This window comes from Mesorhizobium sp. M1329 (assembly GCF_040318035.1).
In the GTDB taxonomy this organism is placed as follows: Bacteria; Pseudomonadota; Alphaproteobacteria; order Rhizobiales; family Rhizobiaceae; genus Mesorhizobium.
In genome coordinates, this window is record NZ_JAMYLN010000007.1 from 139,217 (window position 1) to 159,658 (window position 20,442).

A 20,442-nucleotide genomic window follows, 5' to 3' on the forward strand; every position below is an offset into this window, starting at 1 on the left:
GGGTGTCTCACAGGTACTTGGTGATGTCCTTGAACTCGTCGATCGAGCGGCGCTGCTCGCGCGGCAGCGGCCCCACGACATCTTCCAGGCAATGATTGAGATGATCCTGGATGAGCGTCTTCTTGGCTTGGGAAACGGCCTTCTCGACCGCATGAAGCTGCTGGGCGATGTCAAGGCAAGGCCGGCCTGCTTCGATCATCTCTATGACGCCCCTCAGATGGCCGTCGGCCCGCTTCAGCCGTTTAACGATGTCGGGATGGGTCTCGTGTATGTGGGGACGCTCGTTCATCCTATGATACTATCCCCCTGGAGAGGATAGTCAAGGCAGGATGGTCGATCTCGCGGCACTCAGGAAACTGCTTCGAGGCAGGGACATCGCCCTGAGTCACCGTTAAATGCGACGCGATGATGTAGCGAGGTGCGCCGCTCAACCCCTCTCGAATGTGATCAGGCCGCATTGACTGCGGTGCACTCAAAACCCCTTGCGGCAAAGAGTTTCAAGATCCGCTTTCGCTATTCCCTCTAGGACGAGCGCGGGAAGAATATCGTTATCCCGCTTGAGATCGCGGCCATATGCCGCCGATAATATGGAAATTCCGGATTCGTGGAGGACCGCTGGGGTTCCGCTGATCTTCCCCAGAACGGCGGTCGGCAGCAGTCCGAACGGTACATCCTCGAGGATATAGCGGCTCTCGATAGTTGTCGGGCCAAAGCCACCGCGGCCACGGCGGTCCATCTCTTGGTTCATCTCCGAAACAGTGCTCATGGGCACATGGAACGACAATGAAAAATGTTCCTGGACGGTACGCACTGCTATCCCAAAATGGCCAGCGATCGCCAATCGTTCGGCGTCCAAAGCTTCGATAAAGCGGCCAACAGCCGGCGTGATGTTTCCGCCCTGGCTCCATTGCTCGGCTTTTTCCATGCGCGTCAGATTGAGAAGGGCAATTCCCAGATGGTTCTGCGGATTGAGGTTGCTGAGCGCGATAGCGAGCAGACCATCGCGCTTGACGAAACGATCGCCGAACAAGATCGTGCAAAGTTCGTGTCCTTGATCCTGGTAACTGAAAGGCAGCGTCGCGACATCAAGCTTCTGACGGATGGTGGTGACATGGACTTCGGTTGGTCCAAGCTGGCGACCGGTCAAGAGCGTTGTGCCCCAAACGACGATCGGCAAACTGACCTTTCGCTCCGCCAACCGGTTTGAGAGATACAGCGCCCCGAACGAACTATGCGAACTGATGATGACCGGGATTCCATCAATCAGATGAGGAACGGCGGCATCCATCACCATCTTGTGGGCGTACGCCGGAAGCGCAATCACCACCACGTCCGCGTTGACAATGGCATCTTTGCAATCCTTGGCAATGCGCACCGGCACCGTTGCCTCGATATCCCCCGTCGCTTTCAACAATTCGCCAGCAGCCAGCGCCTTGGTGCGCTGTCCCGACGGTGACCAAAGCATTGGCGAATGTCCCGATCCCGCCAAATACGCGCCAAGACCATAAGCAATAGCTCCAGCGCCCAGAATACTCACGCGCATAATATTCCTCCTGTTGCAGGCTTTTTGGTCCGAGAATCCTCGCCATCCTCACCTGAACGTTTTCCATCAAGAGGCTTCGCAAGTTGGAGCCGCATCTGCCGTCCTTGTCCACCTCCGCCAAGGACTCCGGCTCTAAAGCCGCCCAAACGCACAAAGCCGTAACGAACATTAGTTTCCGCTTGACATATATCAAAAACGAATGAGACGATGTCAATCATACGAATTGCACATGAAGGGAGAGCATGGAAACCCGCGACCTTCAGACCTTCCTTGCGGTTGCTGCCAGCGGCAGCATCACCAAGGCGGCTGACATGCTCGGGCGCTCCCAGCCTGCGGTGACACGCACCATTCAGGATCTCGAGGCCGAGCTTGGCTTCGAATTGTTGCACCGGATCGGTCGACGGGTGCAGTTATCCGAGGAAGGAGTGGCGTTCGAGGAGGAAGCTCGACGCCTGCTGATGTCCTTCACCGAACTGGCGGCGCGAGCCAAGATGATCGCCGCCGGCAGGGGAAGGATCCTGCAGATTGTCACAACCTCTGCGATCGGCACCGGCTTGATCCCGACGGCCCTGGCTGAGCTCCAAGGTGCCGAGCTTCCGCACGAGACGCATCTCGGGCAGTTTCTTCCCTCGATCGTCGCCCAGGAAGTGCGCAGCGGACGTGCCGAGATCGGGTTTTCAAGCCTGCCGCTTGATACGCCCGGTCTGGATGTCCTGCGGCTCTATTCGGCGCCCGATGTTGCAGCCGTGCGGGAGGACGATCCGCTGGCTGAACTTGATGTCATACCACTTTCCGCTTTTGCCGGCCGCCGCGTCGCCACGTTGCTCAATCCGCTGCGTTTTCAGTTGCATGTCTCCAAGGCATTGGCGGCCAGGGGCATCGACACCGGCCCAGTAATCCGGACGAATACTGCCTATGGCGCGTTGCAGCTTGTGCGCCGGACTGGTGTCGCGGCTGTCATCGACCCCCTCACCGCCTATGGCGTAGCCTTGCCTGGGGTCGCCATTCGCCCGATCGACGTAACCGTTCTCTTTTATTGGGGTGTTGTGGCTGCAGCAAACCGTCACCTTCGTCCAGTCGCGCAGGCGCTGATGGATGCGGTCGAGGCGGTGGCTGAACGGTCGATCGTCGGCTTCAAGAAACTCGATCCGGCCTTGGCCGGCCAATTGGTGACCGATCCTGCATCCGGCACAAATCACGGAACGGGAATATGAAGCATACGCCCACCGCGCCAATCTCGACAGGTCTTGCCGCGCTGGAAGCGCAGCTTGCGCAGGATCTCGACTTTCTCGAACTGCCCGCCAAGCCATGGGTTCCCGCGCGTCCGCACAATGGCACGCCTGTCCGTGACGTCGTGGTGATTGGCGCCGGCATGTGCGGACTTGCTGCCATGGCAAAGCTGGTGCTGACCGGGATCACCAACGTCGTCGCCTGCGACGCGGCTCCGGCCGGGCGCGAGGGACCATGGGTAACGTTTGCCCGCATGCAAACGCTCCGGTCACCGAAGACGCTTCACGGTCCGTCGCTCGGGCTGCCGCGGCTGACGTTCCGCGCCTGGTTCACGGCACAGTGGGGGTCCGAGGCCTGGCAGTCGCTGGACAAAATTCCCAAGGGCCAGTGGATGGATTACCTGGTCTGGTACCGCAAGGTTCTTGCTCTGCCGGTGCGCAACGGCGTGCGCATGACTGGTGTCGCACCCGTTGGTGATCTGATCGCGATCGATATCGAGGGCGCGGAAACCGGCCGGGTTCTGACCCGCCATCTCGTTCTGGCCACTGGTCGCTCCGGTCTCGGCGGCTTTGCCGTACCCGATTTCCTCAAAGGAATCGATCGCGCCTATTGGGCCCATTCGGCCGACGACATCGATTTCGACGCGCTGAAAGGCAAGCGCGTGGCGGTTATCGGCGCCGGCGCCTCTTCCATGGACAATGCCGCGACGGCACTCGAGGCGGGCGCCGGCTCAGTGGACATGTTGATCCGGCGCAAGGAAATGCCGCGCATCAACAAGCTGACCGGCATCGGCAGTCCGGGTGTTGTCCTCGGCATGCATCAATTGCCCGATGCCTGGAAGTGGAAGTTCTTCGACTACACCGCCTCGACCCAGACGCCGCCGCCGCGCTCATCGACGCTTCGCGTGTCTCGCCACCCCAATGCCCGGTTCTTTCTCGACTGCGGCATCGTCGCGGTCATGGAAGATGCGGGAGGCCTGCTGATTGAAACCACGCAAGGACCAATACGCTACGATTTTCTGATCGCGGCAACCGGCTTTTCAAACGACTTCAAAGGCCGTCCGGAATTCGCAGCCCTAGCACCACATATCCGCATCTGGTCGGATGGCCGATATACGCCGGATATGGGGCCGGCACGTGCAGGCATGTCGGACGCACCGGATCTTGGTCCCGCCTTCGAATTTCGCGAACGTGTCCCCGGTTCCTGCCCGATGCTGGCGCACATCCACTGCTTCAACGACGCCGCCATGCTGACCCACGGCAAGGTCTCCGGCGATATCCCAGCCGTCAGCGCGGGTGCCGACCGTCTGGTCCGCGGCATTGCCGCGTCGCTGTTTGCCGAAGATGTCGAAACCCACTTCGCCAATCTGATCGCTTACGACACGCCCGAACTTCTGGGCGACGAATGGGTGGATTCAACACCCTTGCTACAAAAGGAGGCCGCCCTGTGATCGACGCGATGGACAAGGCCGCCGGTCTTTCACCGGATGATGCCCTTTTCGCCGCACGGCGGTTTCGGCCCGAATTCGTGCAAGGGGCGGAGGAATGTCGCCTCTCCGTCCTGCAGCCGGCAAACGATCAGGGGCTGGCGCCGAATTTGAGGGTTGCCCTGGCCCGTCGCATGGCCGCTCTGAATGACGATCCCGTCCTGATGGCCGAATATGATGTGCAGCTGGCTCAGCTTGGTCCGACTGAGCAGCTTCTGGCACTGGCCCAGGGGGAAACGGATTTGAATGAACCTCTCGCAACCATCGTCCGTCATGTCGACCTGATCACGCTGACGCCGAAAATGGCGGAAGCGAGCCATATCGCCCTCCTCGCCAAGGCTGGATTGAACAATCCTCAGATCGTCGCACTCTCCGAACTGATTGCCTTCGTCAACTTCCAAACGCGGGTGGCGACAGGCTTGCGCCTGATGAGGTCGAAATGATTTCCTCGGTTCGTCTGAAGCCATTGAATTGGCACCCCTACATCGCACCGGTCGAGCTATCGGAGGCCACGCCGGAACAGCTCGAAGCGATGAAGGTTACGCCCTCTGCGAAGAAGGTTTCGGAATATGTGCGCACCCTTGTGCATGACCCAGAGAGCTACCTTGCCCGCACTGTTCTGTTCAACGCCATCATGTATGTCGAAGGCGGACTTGTCCGTCCTGACCGCGAACTTGGTGCACTGGGCGCCTCGATCGTCAATGGCTGCAAATTCTGTGCCGTCGTTCACGCCCGCAGGCATTCAGAGTTGACCAAGAGCGACGAAGTCGTCACCGCGCTGTATCTCGACAAACCCGAAAAGCTTGGGCCGCGCGATGCGGCAATCTACAGTTTTGCCCGCCGCCTGTCGGCGGCGCCGTCGGAAGCGACGGCAGACGATATCGCGGCGCTTCGATCAGTCGGCATGGATGACCGCGAGATCATCGACCTGATCCACGCCATATCGATCTTCGGCTGGGCAAACCGGCTGATGCACGTTCTAGGCCATGCGGAGAGCGGGTGATGATGTCGCATGCGGTCAAGGCACTCCGTCTCACACTGTGAAGGGCACCAACCAGAAATGCTTGAACTCAAAGATGTAAAGCTGTCTTACGGAAGCACGCAGGTCCTGAACGGCGTCAATCTCTCGGTAAAGCGAGGTGACGTGGTGTCGATCATCGGCCCCAGCGGCACCGGCAAGACCACGCTGCTGAAATGCATCAACTACCTGGCCAAGCCGTCATCCGGAACCATCGCCTTCGATCAGATTCGGATGGATTACCAGCGCGCCGACAAGGCCGCCGTCCAGGCGATCCGGCTCCGGACAGCGATGGTCTTTCAGCAATTCAACGTCTTCAAGAACATGACGGTCCTCCAGAACGTGATGGATCCCCTGGTTGTCGTGCAGCGCAAGTCCACGGACGAGGCGCGCGAGATCGCCCTGCGGGAACTCGAGCGGGTCGGCCTCTCCCCGAAACGAGACAGCTATCCCTCCCAGCTTTCGGGCGGTCAGCTTCAGCGCACCGGCATCGCGCGCGCCCTGGCGGTTCGTCCCGACGTGATACTCTTCGATGAGCCTACGTCATCGCTGGATCCCGAACTCGTCGGTGAAGTCCTGAAGGTGATCAAGGATGTCACCTCGTCAGGCATCACTTCGCTGCTTGTGACCCACGAGATGCAATTCGCAAAGAACATCTCGAACCGAATTGTCTTCATGGATCGTGGCGTGGTTGCCGCCGATGGCAGCCCGGCTGAGATCTTCGATGCACCTTCCAGCCCACGCCTTGCTCAATTCCTGCAGTCGGAACTCGCTTTTCAATAGCTCAACAACTCTACAAGAAGGGAACCTAAGAAATGTCTGCAATCACATCCAGTTTGTCCCGCCGCGCTGCCCTGGCTGTTGCCGGCGGCATCGCAATCGCCCTTGCAACCGTGGGGATCAGCCACGGCGAAACGGTCAGGACGATCAAGATCGCGACGTCGGCGGAATCCAAGCCCCTGGCGTGGGGCGCGATAGGCGTCGAGCCGCAGGGCTATGAACCCGATCTCCTGAGGGCGATCAACGCAAAGCTGCCGCAGTACAAGTTCGAGATGGAAGGTGTCTCCGACATCGCGCAGGAAACCGGCCTGGCCACGGGCAAGTACGACATCGCGGTCGGCGGCTACTACAAGTCCCCCGAGCGCGCCAAGCAGTTCTTGATTCCGGAAAATCCAATGGGCGCCAGCCTGATGAAGATCTACAGCAAGAAAGACAGCGGCATCAAGGAGATGAAGGACCTGGTCGGCAAGAGGATCGTTCCGACCACGGCCGGCGGCGGAACCTACAAGTTCATCATGAACTGGCAAAAAGAAAACCCGCAATACAAGCTCGATGTAACGGCATCGAGCGCCGGTATTCCGTACCCGAACCGTCTGGACGAAGTCCAGAACGGCAAGTTCGACGCTCTCGTCCTGCCCTCGAATCTAGGTGAGCAGACCGTCATCGAGGAAAAGAAACTCGATATCGTGGCGTCCGAACCAGTGTTCAGCAACAACACCTACATGCTGATCCACAGATCAGACGAGAACAAGGTTCTGGCCGACGATGTGAACAAGGTTCTCAAGGAATTGAAAGACGACGGCACGATCGAAAAGCTCTCGCAGAAGTGGTTCGGCGAGGGCATCGTCCAGTACATGAAATAGCACGGCCGTCAACGACCATATTCGCTAGTCAGCGGCAAGACTGAATTGCAAGAAGGAGCGTTTCAAGTGGATGTTTCTGCTATGATCCCCGAGTTGCTCTCGGCACTGCCGCTGACGCTCGCCATCACGTTTACGGCCCTCATTACCGGGTTCTGCCTGGCTCTCATTGCGACAACCCTCCGGGTTCGCAGGGTGCCGGTGATCAGTCACCTGGTGGACCTCTACGTGTCCTATGCCCGCAGTGTTCCTGTCGTCCTCCAGTTGTTCGTCGCGTTTTACGGGCTTCCCCTGTTGGTGATCCTATTCGGCGCCAAAGATTTTATCTCGGCGACGATCGCTGCCATGGTGGGGTTGAGCCTCTACCACGGCGGCTATCTGTCAGAAGTCATGCGGCCTGCATACCTGGCCGTCGATCGCGGCCAGCATGACGCGGCCGACAGTCTGGGATACACCTTCCGACAGAAGATCACCCGCGTCGTCGGCCCGCAAGCGGTGCACTTCGCACTGCCGGGCTACGGGAACTCCATCATCTACCTGATCCATAACGTTGCGCTGGTCATGTATATCGGCGCGGCCGACGTCATGGCGACTGCGCATTTGATCATGGAGCGCGACTATAACCAGTACCAGTTCGAAACCTACCTCGTCCTGGCGGTCATCTATTCGCTGATGTGCCTGGTCGCGTGGCTCATCGTGCGCTTCTTCGAGCTTCGCTCACCGATGCAGGCGCCAGAGGCGACGACAACGACTCCGATCAAGAACGAGCTCATCGCCAGCGTCTGACGTAAGGGTATTCGATCATGTTTGACACCGATATTTTGCTCCAAGATACGCAGGAAATTCTGGGCGCCGTACCCGTGACCGTTGGAATGGCGCTCTTGATTTTCGTCCTGTCGACGATAGTCGGCAGCATATTCGCGCTCATCGAATACAGACGGTTGCCGGTGCTGCGAGAGCTCATCATGACTTACAAGATCGTCTTCAAGGGCGTTCCGATGGTCATCGTGATTTTCCTCGCCTATTTCGGTCTGCCGCCCGCATTCCAGTTCCTGTTCTCGTTGCTGGGGATCAACTTCAACGCCCACGAAACCCCCAATTGGGTCATCCTTGTCGTTGCGAGTACCGGCTGTGTCGCCGCGTTCCAATCGGAGATTATCAAGGGAGCCCTGAACGCATTCGACACTGGTCAGTCGGATGCCGCCCATTCGCTGGGCTATACGGGCGGCCAACTGTTCCGACGGATCCTCTTTCCCCAGGTGGCCCTGACGGCAATCCCCGACCTGACAACCTCGATGATGGTCATCATGAAGGCGCTTTCCCTCGGGTTCGCCATCGAGGTTGTCGATATCTTCGCCCAGTCCCAATTAACCGCGGCGCTGAATTACTATTACCTCGAAGCGTTCGTGATTGCCGTCGTGATCTACATGGTGATTGCCTATATCGTCACCCAGATTGCCGACCGGCTGGAACGGGCGCTTAGGGTGCGGACGTGAGGCGCATGTGGGATAGGATGGCCAACCTTCGGATATCGAGCCGCACCTGGGAGGCAATTCTTTTGGGTATGAAAAGCTTGCGGAGAAGCCCAAGTAGCCGATGTATGTACCGGTGATTTGAAACTCCGCCTGCGGGTTTTAGATCCGCATTAGGAATGGAGCCAAGGCAGCCAGCCTCCGCCACAACCCTAGCAACGAGATTTGAGAAGATGGTGCGGGTGGTCGGGCTCGAACCGACACTCCTTTCGGAACTGGATTTTGAATCCAGCGCGTCTACCAGTTTCACCACACCCGCATGCAACCACCAAGTCCGTTCGCGGTGTTTGCAAGACCCCCGCGACTCCTATGTGGCTCCTGGGCCGCGTATGTGCCACAAGGTATTCCATGAAGTCCAGAGCGATTTCCCAGCGAAATTCGTGCGTTTTCATTCGCTCACGAGCCGAATGATCCAACCTGGGCATTTGGCACCGACTCCTAGTTCGACCCTCGGTCGCTTCGCATGACCCTAAGGCCGAGTTTGTTTCATGGGCTATTGGCCTCGAGCGGCTGCTCCGGGACTACAAAGTCGCGTCAGGAGCCGCCCTCTCAGAGCAATCTGCAAACGTCGCGATTTGGGGCCGCAAGCAGACGGACCGCTGCGTGCGCCCGCAAAGCGAATAGCCGCTATACAAAAGTCTCGTACTGGCTCTCAGCAACGGATACCGGATCGCTATATCGGCCCCCGGCGTCGGCGCAAACGAGGCTCTAACTTCGTTCGAAACCGTGGTAGCCTTCCGGGCCTCAATCGTCGAAAGATACTGGATCGCGATAGGCCGCGGGCACCCACGCTTTCGTGCACCTGGACGAGGTCGCTGGACTTGACGTTCCCTTCGTCGAATACGGCTTCCCATGCGGTCAGGCCGACGACGGGTAGCGCCGCGGCCAGCACGAAGTCCAGACGCGTCGGTTTTCCTCGAAACAGACGCCCCGGGGGACCACCTAATGTTCGGCATAGCTGCAGATTCGGCATAGCTGCCCGGATTGCCGGGAAACCCGCCGTCGACATACCGGACTTCGTCTCCGACGCTGATCCCGTCGACTGCCTCGCCGACTTGTTCGACTACGCCGACACCATCGATGCCGAGGATCGTCGGCGATCCGGTTTCGGCATTGGGATTGTGCCTTTGCCCGCTTCTTCTGTTCTGCGGGTCGGCTGGGTTCACGCCGCCCGGACCTTGACGAGCACGTCCGAAGGTCTCTCGACTTTCGGCCTTGCTATCTCGCGAACCTGCAGGAACTCGGGTCCGCCGGGCGCATACATCACCGGCGCCCGCATCGTCTCAGACATTGCGCGCCACGCCACCGCTTTGCTCGATCGCGTTGATCAGCCGATGCAGATTGACGGCGTCTCCGAATGTCGGACTCTGACGGGTGCCGGAAGTCACGTCGGAAGCGAAGAGTTGGTAAAGCTTCCTCACGTTGCCCGTCAGGACGTTCTCGCCGGCGCCGAAGTCTTCGGGTACGGAGATCGGCTGGAGGGTCTCGTCTGCTTGCGCCCCCATAAGCTTGAACCCGCCCAAGCCAACGTAGCCGACGGGGCTCGTCAGCAAAAGGTCGCCCCTGCTGCCGTTGATCTCAACATGGAAATTCGTAGCACGCGACAGTCCGCCGCGGAAATGGCTCGTCACCACGCCGCCTGACGTGAGCTGGCCAGTGAAGGCAATCTGGTCGGCGACGTCGAGCGGAACCACTTCCTTGCTCTCCATCATCCTTATCGTTGGGCGCCGACTGACCAGTGTCCCCGACACGCTGAGGAAGCTCTCGTTGAGTGCGAACAGCAAGGCGTCGATCGTGTGGGCGAACGGCACGTGCAGCATGCTCGCGCCCGTGGACGGATCCAAGGTGTATCGGAAAGCCTCTTCGAGCTCCTCCCCCCAGGTAATACCGGAGCCAATGATCGAGGCCGAGAGCACCTCGCCCAGATAGCCCTCTTTGATCAGGTCGCGCATGTACCGGACAGTCGGATTCGCGCGGGTTTGAAGGCCGATCATTGCCGAGACGCCTTTTTCGGCGGCAAGCGAGTTCATCGTCTCGGCATCACGCAGGTTCATCCCGAGCGGCCATTCGGAAAACACAGACTTTCCCGCTTCGAGTGCCGCAGTCACGAGTTGAAGGTGTTCCGGCACTCTCACGGTGACAACCACCAGGTCGACATCTGGATGGTTCACAAGCTCTTCCGCCGACGAGACCGCGTGCGCGAAACCGAACTTGTCGGCTGACGCCCGCGCCGTTTCGATCCGACGATGGCTCACGGCAGAAAGCTGGAACTGCGGCAAACCTCTCAACGCAGGCACATGGGCGGTCGAGGCCCAACCGCGGTCGGGGTGAACGCCGATGATGCCAACTCTGATCCGTGCACTGGTCATTGGACGCGCTCCTTAGGCGTGATTTCCAGAATGGTCCGACGGAGCTCAAGCTTGGCGATACGCCACTGCCCATCCTCGAATTCCCAGCTTTCATGGTAGTGCCCGTAGCCGTGTATGCTGGCGGGGCGTGTGTCGGCGGTAGGCGGGAAGATGAGACAATCTCCTCCATCGACCAGATCGCGTTCACCTCCGTGTCGGACACCCACTCCATTTCCGATGCAGCAGATGCTTTTCCGCGATCGCCCTCGCCATGGGAGCACCCTGGTCGCCAAGCCCGATGAAACCCACTTGCTGGGTCGTGTCTATCATCTGCATCCTCCCAAAAAGCCGACAGTCATCTCCCACAGCCGTTGCGCGTTGGCGCTGTCGAGCGCGTATGCGGCCACACCCTCCAACCTCAACTGGGGGCGGTTCGGCACGACCGGAGCCTCGGCGCAGTTCTCGAAATACCGTCCGTTCGTTCCCTCGACCAACGGCGAGGCCGCGAGAAGCACCGAGGTGGCAGCGCCCTCCTCGGGTGTCTTGCGAAGGTGCTCGGGCGTACGCAGTCCTCCGGTATGACGCTGGAGGTTGGTCGCGATGGCTCCAGGATTCAGCGCGTTTGATACGATACCGTCATCGACCCATCGATCCTTGATTCCCACGGACAGAAGCGTGCAAGCCGTCTTCGACTGGGCATAAGCCAGAAGCGGGTCGTAGGGTATGAAGTGGAAGTGCGGGTCGTCCCAGAAGACCGGGCCGAACAGGCTGCCACTGGAGCTGACGGAGACGACGCGCGCGCCCTGGGCCTTGGCGAGAGCTCGGCGGAGACCTAGGGTCAGTGCGAAGTGCCCCAGGAAGTTGGTCGCGAACTGCATTTCCCATCCATGGGCAGAGCGTCGCAGCTCCGGCAACGCCATTATACCCGCGTTGTTGACGAGCGCGTGCAGGGGACCTTCCCAGTTGTCAACGAAACGGTCGACGGAGCGCAGGTCCGCGAGATCAAGCTGACGCAACTGGATCGCGGGGTTGCCGGTCTTCACCCGGAGGTCCGTCGCGATTTCCTCAGCGGTTTCCGGGCGGCGGACGGCGATGACAATAGTGGCCCCAGCCGCGGCGAGCGCCGAGGTCGTCTCGATGCCGATACCGCTCGCGCCGCCGGTGACGATCATCGTCTTTCCCCGGAGGTCGACAGCTCTCAGGACTTCGGACGCGGTCGAATGGAACCCAAATGGTAATTGGCGCAAGGTCGCCTCCTCAGGTTCTGGTGAGAGACTGGTTCAGTCGACCGACCGTCACTCAGTGATCTTGACGAAGCCCTGCTGCACGAGCTGGATCGTGCGGGCCATGGCGTCGAGATTGACCTTGATGCGGGGGAGCAGATCTGCATTTCCCCAGCCGTTCACCTTCGCAGTCGCACCGCAAAGTTCGACTCTGACGCCGATGTCGATGAGGTCGGCAACCAGCTTCTTGTATGGGTTGCCGGTGGCGATGTTGCGCGAAGCATTGTAGGCTACGTCATTCAGGGTGACGTGACCCGCGTTGGTGTGGAAGACCACGATCACGTCTGATGTCGCCTTGCAGTTCGCGATGTCCGTGGTGATCAGCTGAAGATGGAACAGCGCAGCGGGCAGGTCGCCTTCGAACTGAAGGCCCCCGATGCTGTGAACGGATTTCACTTCCTTCAGTTCGACCGGGATATCTATGAACAGAGCGCTTTTTGTTTCCGACATAGCTGTCTCCTGGGGTTCGGAATTCTGTGAAAAGAATTCGGGCCGGACGCCCCTTGGGAGCGTTCCGATGGCGCGCGTGAATTTGGGGAGGGACGCGCCAGAAGAAGTCGGCTGATGACCGAAGGCTCGTACTAGACGCCCTCGTAGACCAGCCGCGTGAAGAAGCTCGGATCGATGACGAAATTGCCCCACTTGGCGTCGAACGCCGCCGTGGGCTTGGCGGCGACGGCCTCGTCCCTCGATCGTCCCTGAAGCTTGAGCGCTGCGACGTTCTCGCGGACGGCCACAAGCATGTCGCGGAATTCCTGCAGCTCGGCGCGGTTGCTTACCGGATTTCCGTGGCCTGGGATGATGATCGTCTTGTCGGTCGCCGCGGCCAGGTTCGCATCCGAGGCGGCGATCATCCCGTCGATGCCGCCGCCCGTCGAATAATCGATGAACGGATAGATCCCGTTCCAGTAGGTGTCGCCGACATGGAGGACGTCCGCCTCGCCAAACATGACCGAGATGTCGCCATCGGTATGCGCCGGACCATAGTATTTCATGTCGAGCGACTGGCCGTTCAGCTTGAGCGAATGCTCCTTCGAGAAGGCGTGCTTGGGCACGCCGCCGTGCTCCAGCGGCAGGAAATTGTAATCCCAGTCATCTACCCGCTGTACCTGCGACAGGTACTTGCGGGTGTTCTCGTGCGCGATGATCTTGGCTCCGCCAGCTCCGATCCAGGCGTTGCCGTCCGCATGATCAAAATGCCAGTGGGTGTTGATGAGATGGGTCACGGGCTCAGGGGAGAGCGCGGAGAGCACCTTCGTCATCTGGGGGCGCGACACGCTGATGCCTGCATCGACCATGACGAGCCCGTCCTTGCCGCCCAAGACCGCGACGTTGCCGCCAGAGCCTTCGAGGATGGTGATGTCATTCCTCAGCTTGTGGGTGGCGATCTCTGACTTGGCGGCACTGTCCTTGATGAGGCTCACCAGCCCGCGCGCCTCGGCATAGGCCGCGCGTGGGCTCATCCAACCACCGGTCGCCGCGAAGGTGGCAGCGCCTATGCAGCAAAGGCAAAATCCACGCCGGGAATGCATGTGTTCCGTCATCATGACATACCTTTCCGCAGCCGGCCTCAGGTGGGCCGACAGCTTTCGAATTGGCTTGAGGAGATCGAGGGCAGGCATTTCGACCTGCCCAGGCGGTTACGCGTTGATAAAGGCGAGCAGGTCCGCGTTGATCACATCGGCATGCGTTGTGAACATCCCGTGCGGATAACCGTCATAGACCTTGAGTTTTCCGTTCTTGAGCAGCTTGACGGAGAGTTCGGCAGAGTCGGCGATGGGCACGACCTGGTCGTCGCTTCCGTGCATTATCAGGACCGGAACGTCGATGATCTGCATGTCCTCGGTGAAATCGGTTTCCGAGAACACCTTGATGCACTCGTAGTGCGCGTTCGCTCCGCCCATCATGCCTTGGCGCCACCAGTTGCGGATCGTGCCTTCGGAGATAACGGCGCCGGGGCGGTTGAAGCCGTAGAACGGTCCGCTCGCGATATCGAGATAGAGTTGCGCTCGGTTTGCCGCCAAGGCGGCGCGGTAGCCGTCGAAGACCTCGATCGGGAGTCCTCCAGGGTTCTTGGCCGACTTGACCATCACCGGAGGAATCGCAGAGATGAGCACTGCTTTGGCGACCCTGCCTTTACCGTGCCGGGCGACGTACCTGGTGACCTCGCCGCCGCCGGTCGAATGGCCAATATGGATCGCATCGCGAAGGTCGAGCGCCTCCGCGAGTGCGGCGACGTCGGCCGCGTAGGTGTCCATGTCGTTGCCGCCGGAGGTCTGGCTTGAGCGGCCATGGCCCCTCCGGTCGTGGGCGATGACCCGGAAGCCCTTGCCGAGGAAGAACAGCATCTGGTTATCCCAATCGTCGCCGCTCAGCGGCCACCCATGGTGGAACACGATCGGCTGACCGGTGCCCCAATCTTTGTAGAAAATCTGCGCGCCGTCTTTCGCCTTGATGCTGTTCATGGTCTCAGTCCCATCTTCAATGGTTGCACTGGTTGAGTTCGATGACGCCGTGGCAGCCAAGGCCTCCAGAGGCAGCGTCGTGGTCAGAGCGACGGCTCCGGTTCCGATCAGGACTTCCCGTCTCGTCGTTGTGGGCTTTGTCACGGCTGTCCTCGTGATCATGTCTATCCCCTCCTTGGGGCGGACACGGTTCCACTGGCAGCCCCGGACCTATCCTGACCGGATGCTCTCGTTTGGGCGTGTCGAGATTTCGAAATGGTCAGCCCTGCACTGGCGCTGCCGCGGCCCACTCTTTCCGGGTGGTAGGCATGCCGTCGATCATTTCGACGACGTCTTTGGATTTCGAAAGCGTCGTCATCAACGACTTGGGTCCCTCGAACGGCCGGCCCCCGATGTGCCAACCATCGGTATGAAGCTCCTCGATGAGGACCCATACCACCTCGCGGAAGGCCTCCGAGCCCTCGAACTTCACCATGACGTCGGTCAAGGCCTTGGCCATGGCGTGTTTCTCCTCCGGCGTGAACACGCCGTCGACCAGTTTCACGTTGACGAATGGCATGACATCTTTCCTTGGTTCAGAGGTTGAAGGTGCTTTATTCGGCGACGTCGATCACGATCTTACCGTTGGCGGTCCGGTTTTCGACTTCGACATATGCTTCCGCAATGGTCTCGAAACTGAAGCGACGCGGATCGAGGAGAGGTATGATCTTTCCTGCTTCCGCGAGCCGCTTCGCCTCTCGCAGGATGTGCCCGTGATGGGCGCGGCCTTCCCCGGTCAGGATCGGCAGGAGCGTGAAGACGCCGGAGTAGCTTGCGGCTCGGAACGAGAGCGGGCCGAGCGAGTGCGTGCCCCATCCCAGGCAGCTGACGACATGGCCGAAGCGGGTCACGGCGTTGAACGCGGCGTCGATCCCGGCGCCGCCGACGGTGTCATAGACAATGTCGAAGCCGCGCCCGCCCGTATGGTCTTTGACGTATTCTTCGACCGTCGTCTGATGGCGGTCGATCGCAGTGGCGCAGAGTTCCTCGATCTCGCGTTGCTTGGCAGCCTTATCCACGGCGAAGACCTCGGCTCCGAAAGCCCGGGCTATCTGGATGGCAATGTGGCCGACGCCACCCGCACCGAGTACGAGAACTTTCTGGCGCGCCTGAACCTGTGCGCGATCCACTAGGCCTTCCCAGGCGGTGATGAAGACCAGCGGCAACGCGGCCGCTTCGCGCATGGTCATGTTGGCAGGCTTGGGAGCCAGCAAATCGGCGTCGACGGCCACGAAGGTCGCGAGCGAGCCCTGGAGACCGCCGACGCCGCCCGTCATGCCGAAGACCTCGTCGTGCGGCTTGAACGCGGTCACCCCAGGGCCGACAGCTTCGACGATCCCGGCCACGTCCATCCCGAGAATGGCGGGCAGTGGATGCCGCGCATGCGGAGCCTGGCCGCTTTTGATCTTGAGATCGAGCGGGTTTACGCTGCTCGCCTTGACGCGGACCAGGACCTCGCCCGCCGAGGGCGCTGGGCAGACAATGCTGGTGCGGAGGAAGTCAGAGTTCGTCTCGTTCAAGACGAGCGCGTCCATTTTGGTCGCCATGGTCTTCATCTGTCTGCCCTCTCTGCCGCGCCGACGACTGTCAGGCGACTTTCAGAAGGTGGCAGAGCAGAGTGGTCTCAAGCCAGTGAATTGCAGTGAAATCTTGTGATGAGCACGAGCACAGATGCGCGCGGGAAGATCAGGACACCTCGGCCAAAAGAGCCTTGGCCGCCACCATGTCGGCCGTGTCGAAGCCTTCGATGAACCGATCACAGACCGCGGCCAACAGTGCGCGCGCCCGAGCAGTGTCTCCGCGGTAACGCGCCAACCTCGTCAAACTCGTGGTCGTCCTGAGCCCCCAGGACAGCGCGTCCTGTCGCCCCGCCACATCGACCGAATGGAGATAGCATCGTTCGACGCTCCCGAGGTCGTCACCGCCGCGCCAAAGGACATCCCCCTTCAGGCGATAGAGTTCTGCGACACACCAGAGCTCGTCCTTCTCTTCGCTGGCGCTGATCGCCGCCTCCACCAGCGACCGGGCTTCGGCGTGTTGCCCCAGACAAGACAGGCCCTCGGCTAGAAAGCCGAGAAATCTAACATTGTAGAGGTTGAAGAGTTTTACCTGGCGCAGTTCAGCCAACCCGTTCCGGAGAAGTGGCACGCCTCTCTCAGGAAGCCCTCGCTGGATCAGAAGCACCGCCTTCCAGCACCGACCGAAGACCTCCCATGGGCCGAGCGCGTTCGTCTTGGCTAGATCGAGTAGCTCGGTGATAGCCAAGTCCGCCGCCACAAGGTCGCCGACATGAACCAGGACCGGACATGACCAGCGCGCCAAGGCTTCACACAACGAGATCGCGTGGCCCGATTCCCGCGCGGCCCCAACGGCGGTGTGGACCGCCTTGATCGCCTGATCAGGAAGACCTTGCATCCACAGGAGCTGGGCAGGTTGGATTCGTGCCGAAACCGACTGGCCGAACCTGAAACGCACTGAATTCGCGGAGGCGGTTTCAGCAGAGACATCGTGGGCTAACATGAGATCGGCGTGACGGCGGGCACCCCGGAAGTCGCCCATGCAGAACAGGGTCATGCTGAGCATTCGGTCACCGATGAACCGATCGAGTCCGCTTTGGGCGAGCGCCACGAAACGTTCGGCGTTTCCCAGCGACGCCTTGTAGTCACCCATGCCCACTTGTGCGACCCACAAGCCCCAAAGAGCCTCCGCTTGAGCGTCGACGTCGCCCAACTCCTCGGATATCTCCAACGCCTTGGCGAAAGCGGCCGGAGCTTGTGGCGCGAAGCCGATCTTGAACGCTTGGGAGAGCCCGAGCGCACTGTAGAGCTGCATGATCTGACGAGCGTACTCGTTTCTTCGCTTTCCCGGGTCGATGCCTAGCAGCGCGCGCTGGACACTGGTCAGGCATTCGTCGACCAGAGAAAGCTGGTACCACATCGGAATGGCGGCGACGGTGACCGCGAGGCCAACTTCGATATCGCCGTGCCCCGAGTAGGCCCAATCCAGAACGAAGCGCACGTTGTTGATGTGCAGAGCATACCTCAAAAGCCATTCTTCCCTCGGCAGAGTTTCGACCTCCTCCTGCGAATGCTCGAGGACATCGCATAAATAGCTCGCGAGTTGCCGCGTGACGGCATCGAGTTCTCCTTCCTCCCGCACCTTGTCCAGAACAAAGGCCCGTGTCGTGTCGAGAAGACGGTACCGCGCGGCCTTGCCTCGAGCGTCTACCGCCACCAGGGATTTGGCGACGAGGTCAGCGAGATGACCCGGCACATCGCGTTCCGCGGCATCCGGGCCGGTTGCGACGGCGACTGCCGCCTCCCGCCCGAAGTCTCCTGAGAACATTGCGAGCCGGCGCAGAACCCTCTGCTCACCTTTCGATAGCGCCCCGTAGCTCCAGTCGATCATCGCTGCCAGGGTTTGATGGCGGGGGAGAGCGGCACGCCGACCACCCGTCAGCAGCCGCAGACGGTCATTCAGAAGCTCCGCGATACCGCGCGTGCCAAAGGCCTCCACCCGCGCTGCGGCGAGCTCGATCGCGAGGGCGATCCCATCTAGCTGGCGGCATATATGCGTGACCACAGGAGCTTCGTCGTCATTGAACGAATACTCGCTCCCGGAAGAGGTCGCCCGCTCGACGAACAGTCGAATGGCGGGATATTCCAACGCGTCGGCGGCAGTCAGGCCGGCCGCGGAAGGCGGCATGTCGAGAGGGGGGAGCCTGTAGACGCTTTCGCCCTCCACCCGCAACGCCTCGCGGCTGGTGGCAAGGATGGTAATTTCTGGCGCTTCCCGGAGCAAGGCCTCCGCCAGACGGGCAGTGGCTTCGAGAACGAGTTCGCAACTGTCGAGCACGAGCAGCATATGTTTCCCGCGAAGGTGCCCGATGAGGCTCGCGGTCGGATCCCCCGATGTCTCCGGAAGGCGAAGCTGTGACGCCAGGACTGAAGGGACGAGTTGGGAGTTCGTTATTGGGGCCAGGTCCACGAAGCAAAGGCCATGTTCATGCGATGACAACAATTGTTCTGCCACGCGAAAGCCCACGGTTGTCTTGCCTATGCCACCTGGGCCGACAATTGTGACCATACGGAACCGTTGAAATCGCCCTTCGACGATCTTGATCGCTTCGTCACGTCCGATGGGGTGCGTCAGCTGTCTTGGAAGATTGTTCGGGGCCGTTGTCGTCTGGGGCTCGTGTTCAACATGAGAGCGGGTGAGAGGAGCAATGAACCGATAGCCTCTTGATGGAACGGCGACGATGTATCGCGGAGCGGCTTGATCGTCGCCGAGCACCCTGCGGAGCAATGCAATCTGAGCTCTGAGATTCGACTCCTCCACCGTGGCGTTGGGCCAGGCTCTCGCGGTCAATTCATCCTTCGTTACCAGTTCGCCCGCCTGCTCGGTTAACGCGATGAGTATTTCGAGCGCGCGGGAGCCGATCGTTACGGGCTCAGCATCCTTGAGCAGAAGATGTCGCCCCGGATACAGCAGGAATGAACCAAACGTGATCGCGACATCTGCCGCAGCGGTTGCCTTTGGGAAAGCTTGCCCTTGCATTCTATCCTTCGCTGGTAACGGAGCATTATCGGCCCGGAATATGGAGTGAAGCTGCGAACCAAGGGCGAGTGTGCCAGAGTCGAGTTGCTGGCGACCGAATGATTTCTCGATTCTCCAAGTAATATACGATCCCGACGTAAGGGGTCATCCATCTATTTTTGTGGGAGTCATATTGCTCTACTTTGGCGGGGACCGACCCCCAAGGGTCAAGCATGGTGTCTCAGGTTCTTGCGATGTCCAATCCAGTCAGCCTTGCGCTCGCGCGCCACAACCTCTCGGCCCTCTCGGGATCGATCGCATAGGGACGCACCCCAAATCCCTCGCTGGGCTCTACGCGTGCGACGTCACAATTCTCGCAATAGACCCCGCCTATTGAGTCCAACACAGGAGCGGTGGCACTCCAGACTGTCGTCGCCGCGCCTTGTTCCACGGTTTTCATATCCTCGCCGGATCGATTATGGGGGACCCATCCGGAGCGACAGCACCGAAAGCGTCGAATTCGGACCGGGTCAGATGACGAATGCCGGGTGTCATTATCATTCCGGGGTGTACGGAGAGGGCGCTAACGCCGTGACGGCGTCCACGGGTGTCGAGCGCAACCGCGAAAAGCGCGTTCGCAGTTTTCGATTGGCCGTAGGCCATCCATTTATCATAGGGACGTCGTACAAAATCGAGGTCGTCGAAATCGACATCACACATCTGATGGCCTCGGGATGAGAGAACAACCACTCGAGATCTTTCCGCTGCAAGTAATGCTGGCCATAGCAGTGCCGTCAGCCGAAAATGTCCGAGGTAGTTGATGGAGAAATGGCCCTCGTGACCATCTTCATCGCGGAACAGCGGCCTCGCCATCACGCCCGCATTTAGGACCAGAAGATCAAGTCTGCTTTGTCGCTCGAGAAAAGCCGTGGCGAAGGCTTTGATAGAGACGTCATTGATTAGGTCAACGGGCCAAACCTCAACCCCGTCAATCCCCTTCAAAGCGGCTCGCGCGCCGATAGGGTCGATCGCTGGTACGCAGATGCTAGCGCCGCATCCTGCCAGCACTCTGACGGTCTCCAGGCCCAGCCCGGAGGAACCACCAGTCACCAATGCAACCCGCCCGGCAAGGTCCACGCCACGTGCCACTTCCTCCGCGGTCACGGCAGGTCCAAAAGGGGTATGAAGCGGGGTTTGCAATTCTCCCATTTTTGTTTCCCCAGTCGATCCCGCTCGATGCTCAACGCAGATACCCTAGTAGCGGTTTTCCCGCGCGATGTCGTCAAGGGCCGCTTGGCGATAGGATAGATGCCCTGTCCTAC

Annotated in this window: 20 protein-coding genes, 1 tRNA gene and 2 pseudogenes; 8 read left to right on the plus strand and 15 right to left on the minus strand. The window is 60.1% G+C overall.

Annotated features, from left to right (window positions below):
- Nucleotides 1–7: 7 nt before the first annotated feature.
- Entirely contained in the window at nucleotides 8–289 is a 282-nt protein-coding gene (locus NKH21_RS09505) for a metal-sensing transcriptional repressor (protein WP_352670082.1), read from the minus strand.
- A 183-nt stretch (nucleotides 290–472) separates the two neighbouring features.
- Nucleotides 473–1,543 carry an NAD/NADP octopine/nopaline dehydrogenase family protein gene (locus NKH21_RS09510; RefSeq protein WP_352670084.1) on the minus strand — a complete coding sequence of 357 codons (1,071 nt, stop codon included), beginning with the start codon at nucleotides 1,541–1,543 and terminating at the stop codon, nucleotides 473–475.
- Nucleotides 1,544–1,785: 242 nt separating this feature from the next.
- On the opposite strand from NKH21_RS09510, the gene NKH21_RS09515 reads away from it, so the two are divergent.
- From NKH21_RS09515 to NKH21_RS09550, 8 genes are all read left to right on the plus strand, one after another.
- Nucleotides 1,786–2,757 carry a LysR family transcriptional regulator gene (locus tag NKH21_RS09515; protein WP_352670086.1) on the plus strand — a complete coding sequence of 324 codons (972 nt, stop codon included), beginning with the start codon at nucleotides 1,786–1,788 and terminating at the stop codon, nucleotides 2,755–2,757.
- Nucleotides 2,754–4,223 (plus strand): NAD(P)-binding domain-containing protein, encoded by a 1,470-nt coding sequence (locus NKH21_RS09520; RefSeq protein ID WP_352864516.1) that lies wholly within the window; start codon nucleotides 2,754–2,756, stop codon nucleotides 4,221–4,223. The genes NKH21_RS09515 and NKH21_RS09520 overlap by 4 nt, the downstream gene beginning before the upstream one ends.
- Entirely contained in the window at nucleotides 4,220–4,702 is a 483-nt protein-coding gene (locus tag NKH21_RS09525; RefSeq protein ID WP_352864518.1) for a CMD domain-containing protein, read from the plus strand. The genes NKH21_RS09520 and NKH21_RS09525 overlap by 4 nt, the downstream gene beginning before the upstream one ends.
- On the plus strand, nucleotides 4,699–5,262 hold the full coding sequence (locus NKH21_RS09530) for a peroxidase-related enzyme (RefSeq protein ID WP_352670092.1): 564 nt from the start codon (nucleotides 4,699–4,701) through the stop codon (nucleotides 5,260–5,262). Before NKH21_RS09525 ends, NKH21_RS09530 begins: the two co-directional genes overlap by 4 nt.
- Nucleotides 5,263–5,319: 57 nt before the next feature.
- Nucleotides 5,320–6,060 (plus strand): amino acid ABC transporter ATP-binding protein, encoded by a 741-nt coding sequence (locus NKH21_RS09535; RefSeq protein WP_352670143.1) that lies wholly within the window; start codon nucleotides 5,320–5,322, stop codon nucleotides 6,058–6,060.
- 32 nt (nucleotides 6,061–6,092) lie between these two features.
- The gene (locus tag NKH21_RS09540) at nucleotides 6,093–6,920 is read left to right on the plus strand and encodes a transporter substrate-binding domain-containing protein (protein ID WP_352670094.1); all 828 of its coding nucleotides are present in this window, start codon (nucleotides 6,093–6,095) and stop codon (nucleotides 6,918–6,920) included.
- A 66-nt stretch (nucleotides 6,921–6,986) separates the two neighbouring features.
- The gene (locus tag NKH21_RS09545; RefSeq protein ID WP_352670097.1) at nucleotides 6,987–7,703 is read left to right on the plus strand and encodes an amino acid ABC transporter permease; all 717 of its coding nucleotides are present in this window, start codon (nucleotides 6,987–6,989) and stop codon (nucleotides 7,701–7,703) included.
- Between the two features lie 17 nt (nucleotides 7,704–7,720).
- Entirely contained in the window at nucleotides 7,721–8,413 is a 693-nt protein-coding gene (locus NKH21_RS09550; RefSeq protein WP_352864521.1) for an amino acid ABC transporter permease, read from the plus strand.
- Nucleotides 8,414–8,623: 210 nt separating this feature from the next.
- Here NKH21_RS09550 and NKH21_RS09555 read toward each other — a convergent pair.
- From NKH21_RS09555 to NKH21_RS09615, 13 genes and pseudogenes are all read right to left on the minus strand, one after another.
- Nucleotides 8,624–8,708, minus strand: a tRNA-Leu gene (locus NKH21_RS09555).
- A gap of 262 nt (nucleotides 8,709–8,970) precedes the next feature.
- Nucleotides 8,971–9,615: an alcohol dehydrogenase catalytic domain-containing protein gene (locus NKH21_RS09560; protein WP_352864523.1), complete on the minus strand. Its 645-nt coding sequence runs from the start codon at nucleotides 9,613–9,615 to the stop codon at nucleotides 8,971–8,973.
- The gene (locus NKH21_RS09565; RefSeq protein ID WP_352670106.1) at nucleotides 9,612–9,740 is read right to left on the minus strand and encodes a hypothetical protein; all 129 of its coding nucleotides are present in this window, start codon (nucleotides 9,738–9,740) and stop codon (nucleotides 9,612–9,614) included. The genes NKH21_RS09560 and NKH21_RS09565 overlap by 4 nt, the downstream gene beginning before the upstream one ends.
- Complete coding sequence (locus NKH21_RS09570) at nucleotides 9,733–10,818, minus strand: Gfo/Idh/MocA family protein (protein ID WP_352670109.1); 1,086 nt, start codon at nucleotides 10,816–10,818, stop codon at nucleotides 9,733–9,735. Before NKH21_RS09570 ends, NKH21_RS09565 begins: the two co-directional genes overlap by 8 nt.
- Nucleotides 10,815–11,008, minus strand: a pseudogene (locus NKH21_RS09575) (nuclear transport factor 2 family protein); the annotation flags it as partial. The gene NKH21_RS09570 and the pseudogene NKH21_RS09575, both read right to left, overlap by 4 nt.
- 115 nt (nucleotides 11,009–11,123) lie before the next feature.
- The gene (locus NKH21_RS09580) at nucleotides 11,124–11,969 is read right to left on the minus strand and encodes an SDR family NAD(P)-dependent oxidoreductase (protein WP_352864526.1); all 846 of its coding nucleotides are present in this window, start codon (nucleotides 11,967–11,969) and stop codon (nucleotides 11,124–11,126) included.
- A 123-nt stretch (nucleotides 11,970–12,092) separates the two neighbouring features.
- Nucleotides 12,093–12,530, minus strand: coding sequence for a DsrE family protein (locus NKH21_RS09585; RefSeq protein WP_352864528.1), 438 nt, complete (start codon nucleotides 12,528–12,530; stop codon nucleotides 12,093–12,095).
- A gap of 131 nt (nucleotides 12,531–12,661) precedes the next feature.
- The gene (locus NKH21_RS09590; protein WP_352864530.1) at nucleotides 12,662–13,627 is read right to left on the minus strand and encodes an MBL fold metallo-hydrolase; all 966 of its coding nucleotides are present in this window, start codon (nucleotides 13,625–13,627) and stop codon (nucleotides 12,662–12,664) included.
- A gap of 93 nt (nucleotides 13,628–13,720) precedes the next feature.
- Complete coding sequence (locus NKH21_RS09595) at nucleotides 13,721–14,545, minus strand: alpha/beta fold hydrolase (protein WP_352864581.1); 825 nt, start codon at nucleotides 14,543–14,545, stop codon at nucleotides 13,721–13,723.
- Between the two features lie 259 nt (nucleotides 14,546–14,804).
- Nucleotides 14,805–15,104, minus strand: coding sequence for a tautomerase family protein (locus NKH21_RS09600; protein WP_352805192.1), 300 nt, complete (start codon nucleotides 15,102–15,104; stop codon nucleotides 14,805–14,807).
- Between the two features lie 34 nt (nucleotides 15,105–15,138).
- A complete protein-coding gene (locus tag NKH21_RS09605) occupies nucleotides 15,139–16,140 on the minus strand; it encodes a zinc-dependent alcohol dehydrogenase family protein (protein WP_352864533.1) in 1,002 nt (333 codons plus the stop codon).
- A gap of 130 nt (nucleotides 16,141–16,270) precedes the next feature.
- Nucleotides 16,271–19,141, minus strand: a complete 2,871-nt coding sequence (locus NKH21_RS09610; protein WP_352864535.1) for an ATP-binding protein — start codon at nucleotides 19,139–19,141, stop codon at nucleotides 16,271–16,273.
- Between the two features lie 220 nt (nucleotides 19,142–19,361).
- Nucleotides 19,362–20,329 (minus strand): annotated as a pseudogene (locus tag NKH21_RS09615) (SDR family NAD(P)-dependent oxidoreductase).
- Between the last annotated feature and the right edge of the window lie 113 nt (nucleotides 20,330–20,442).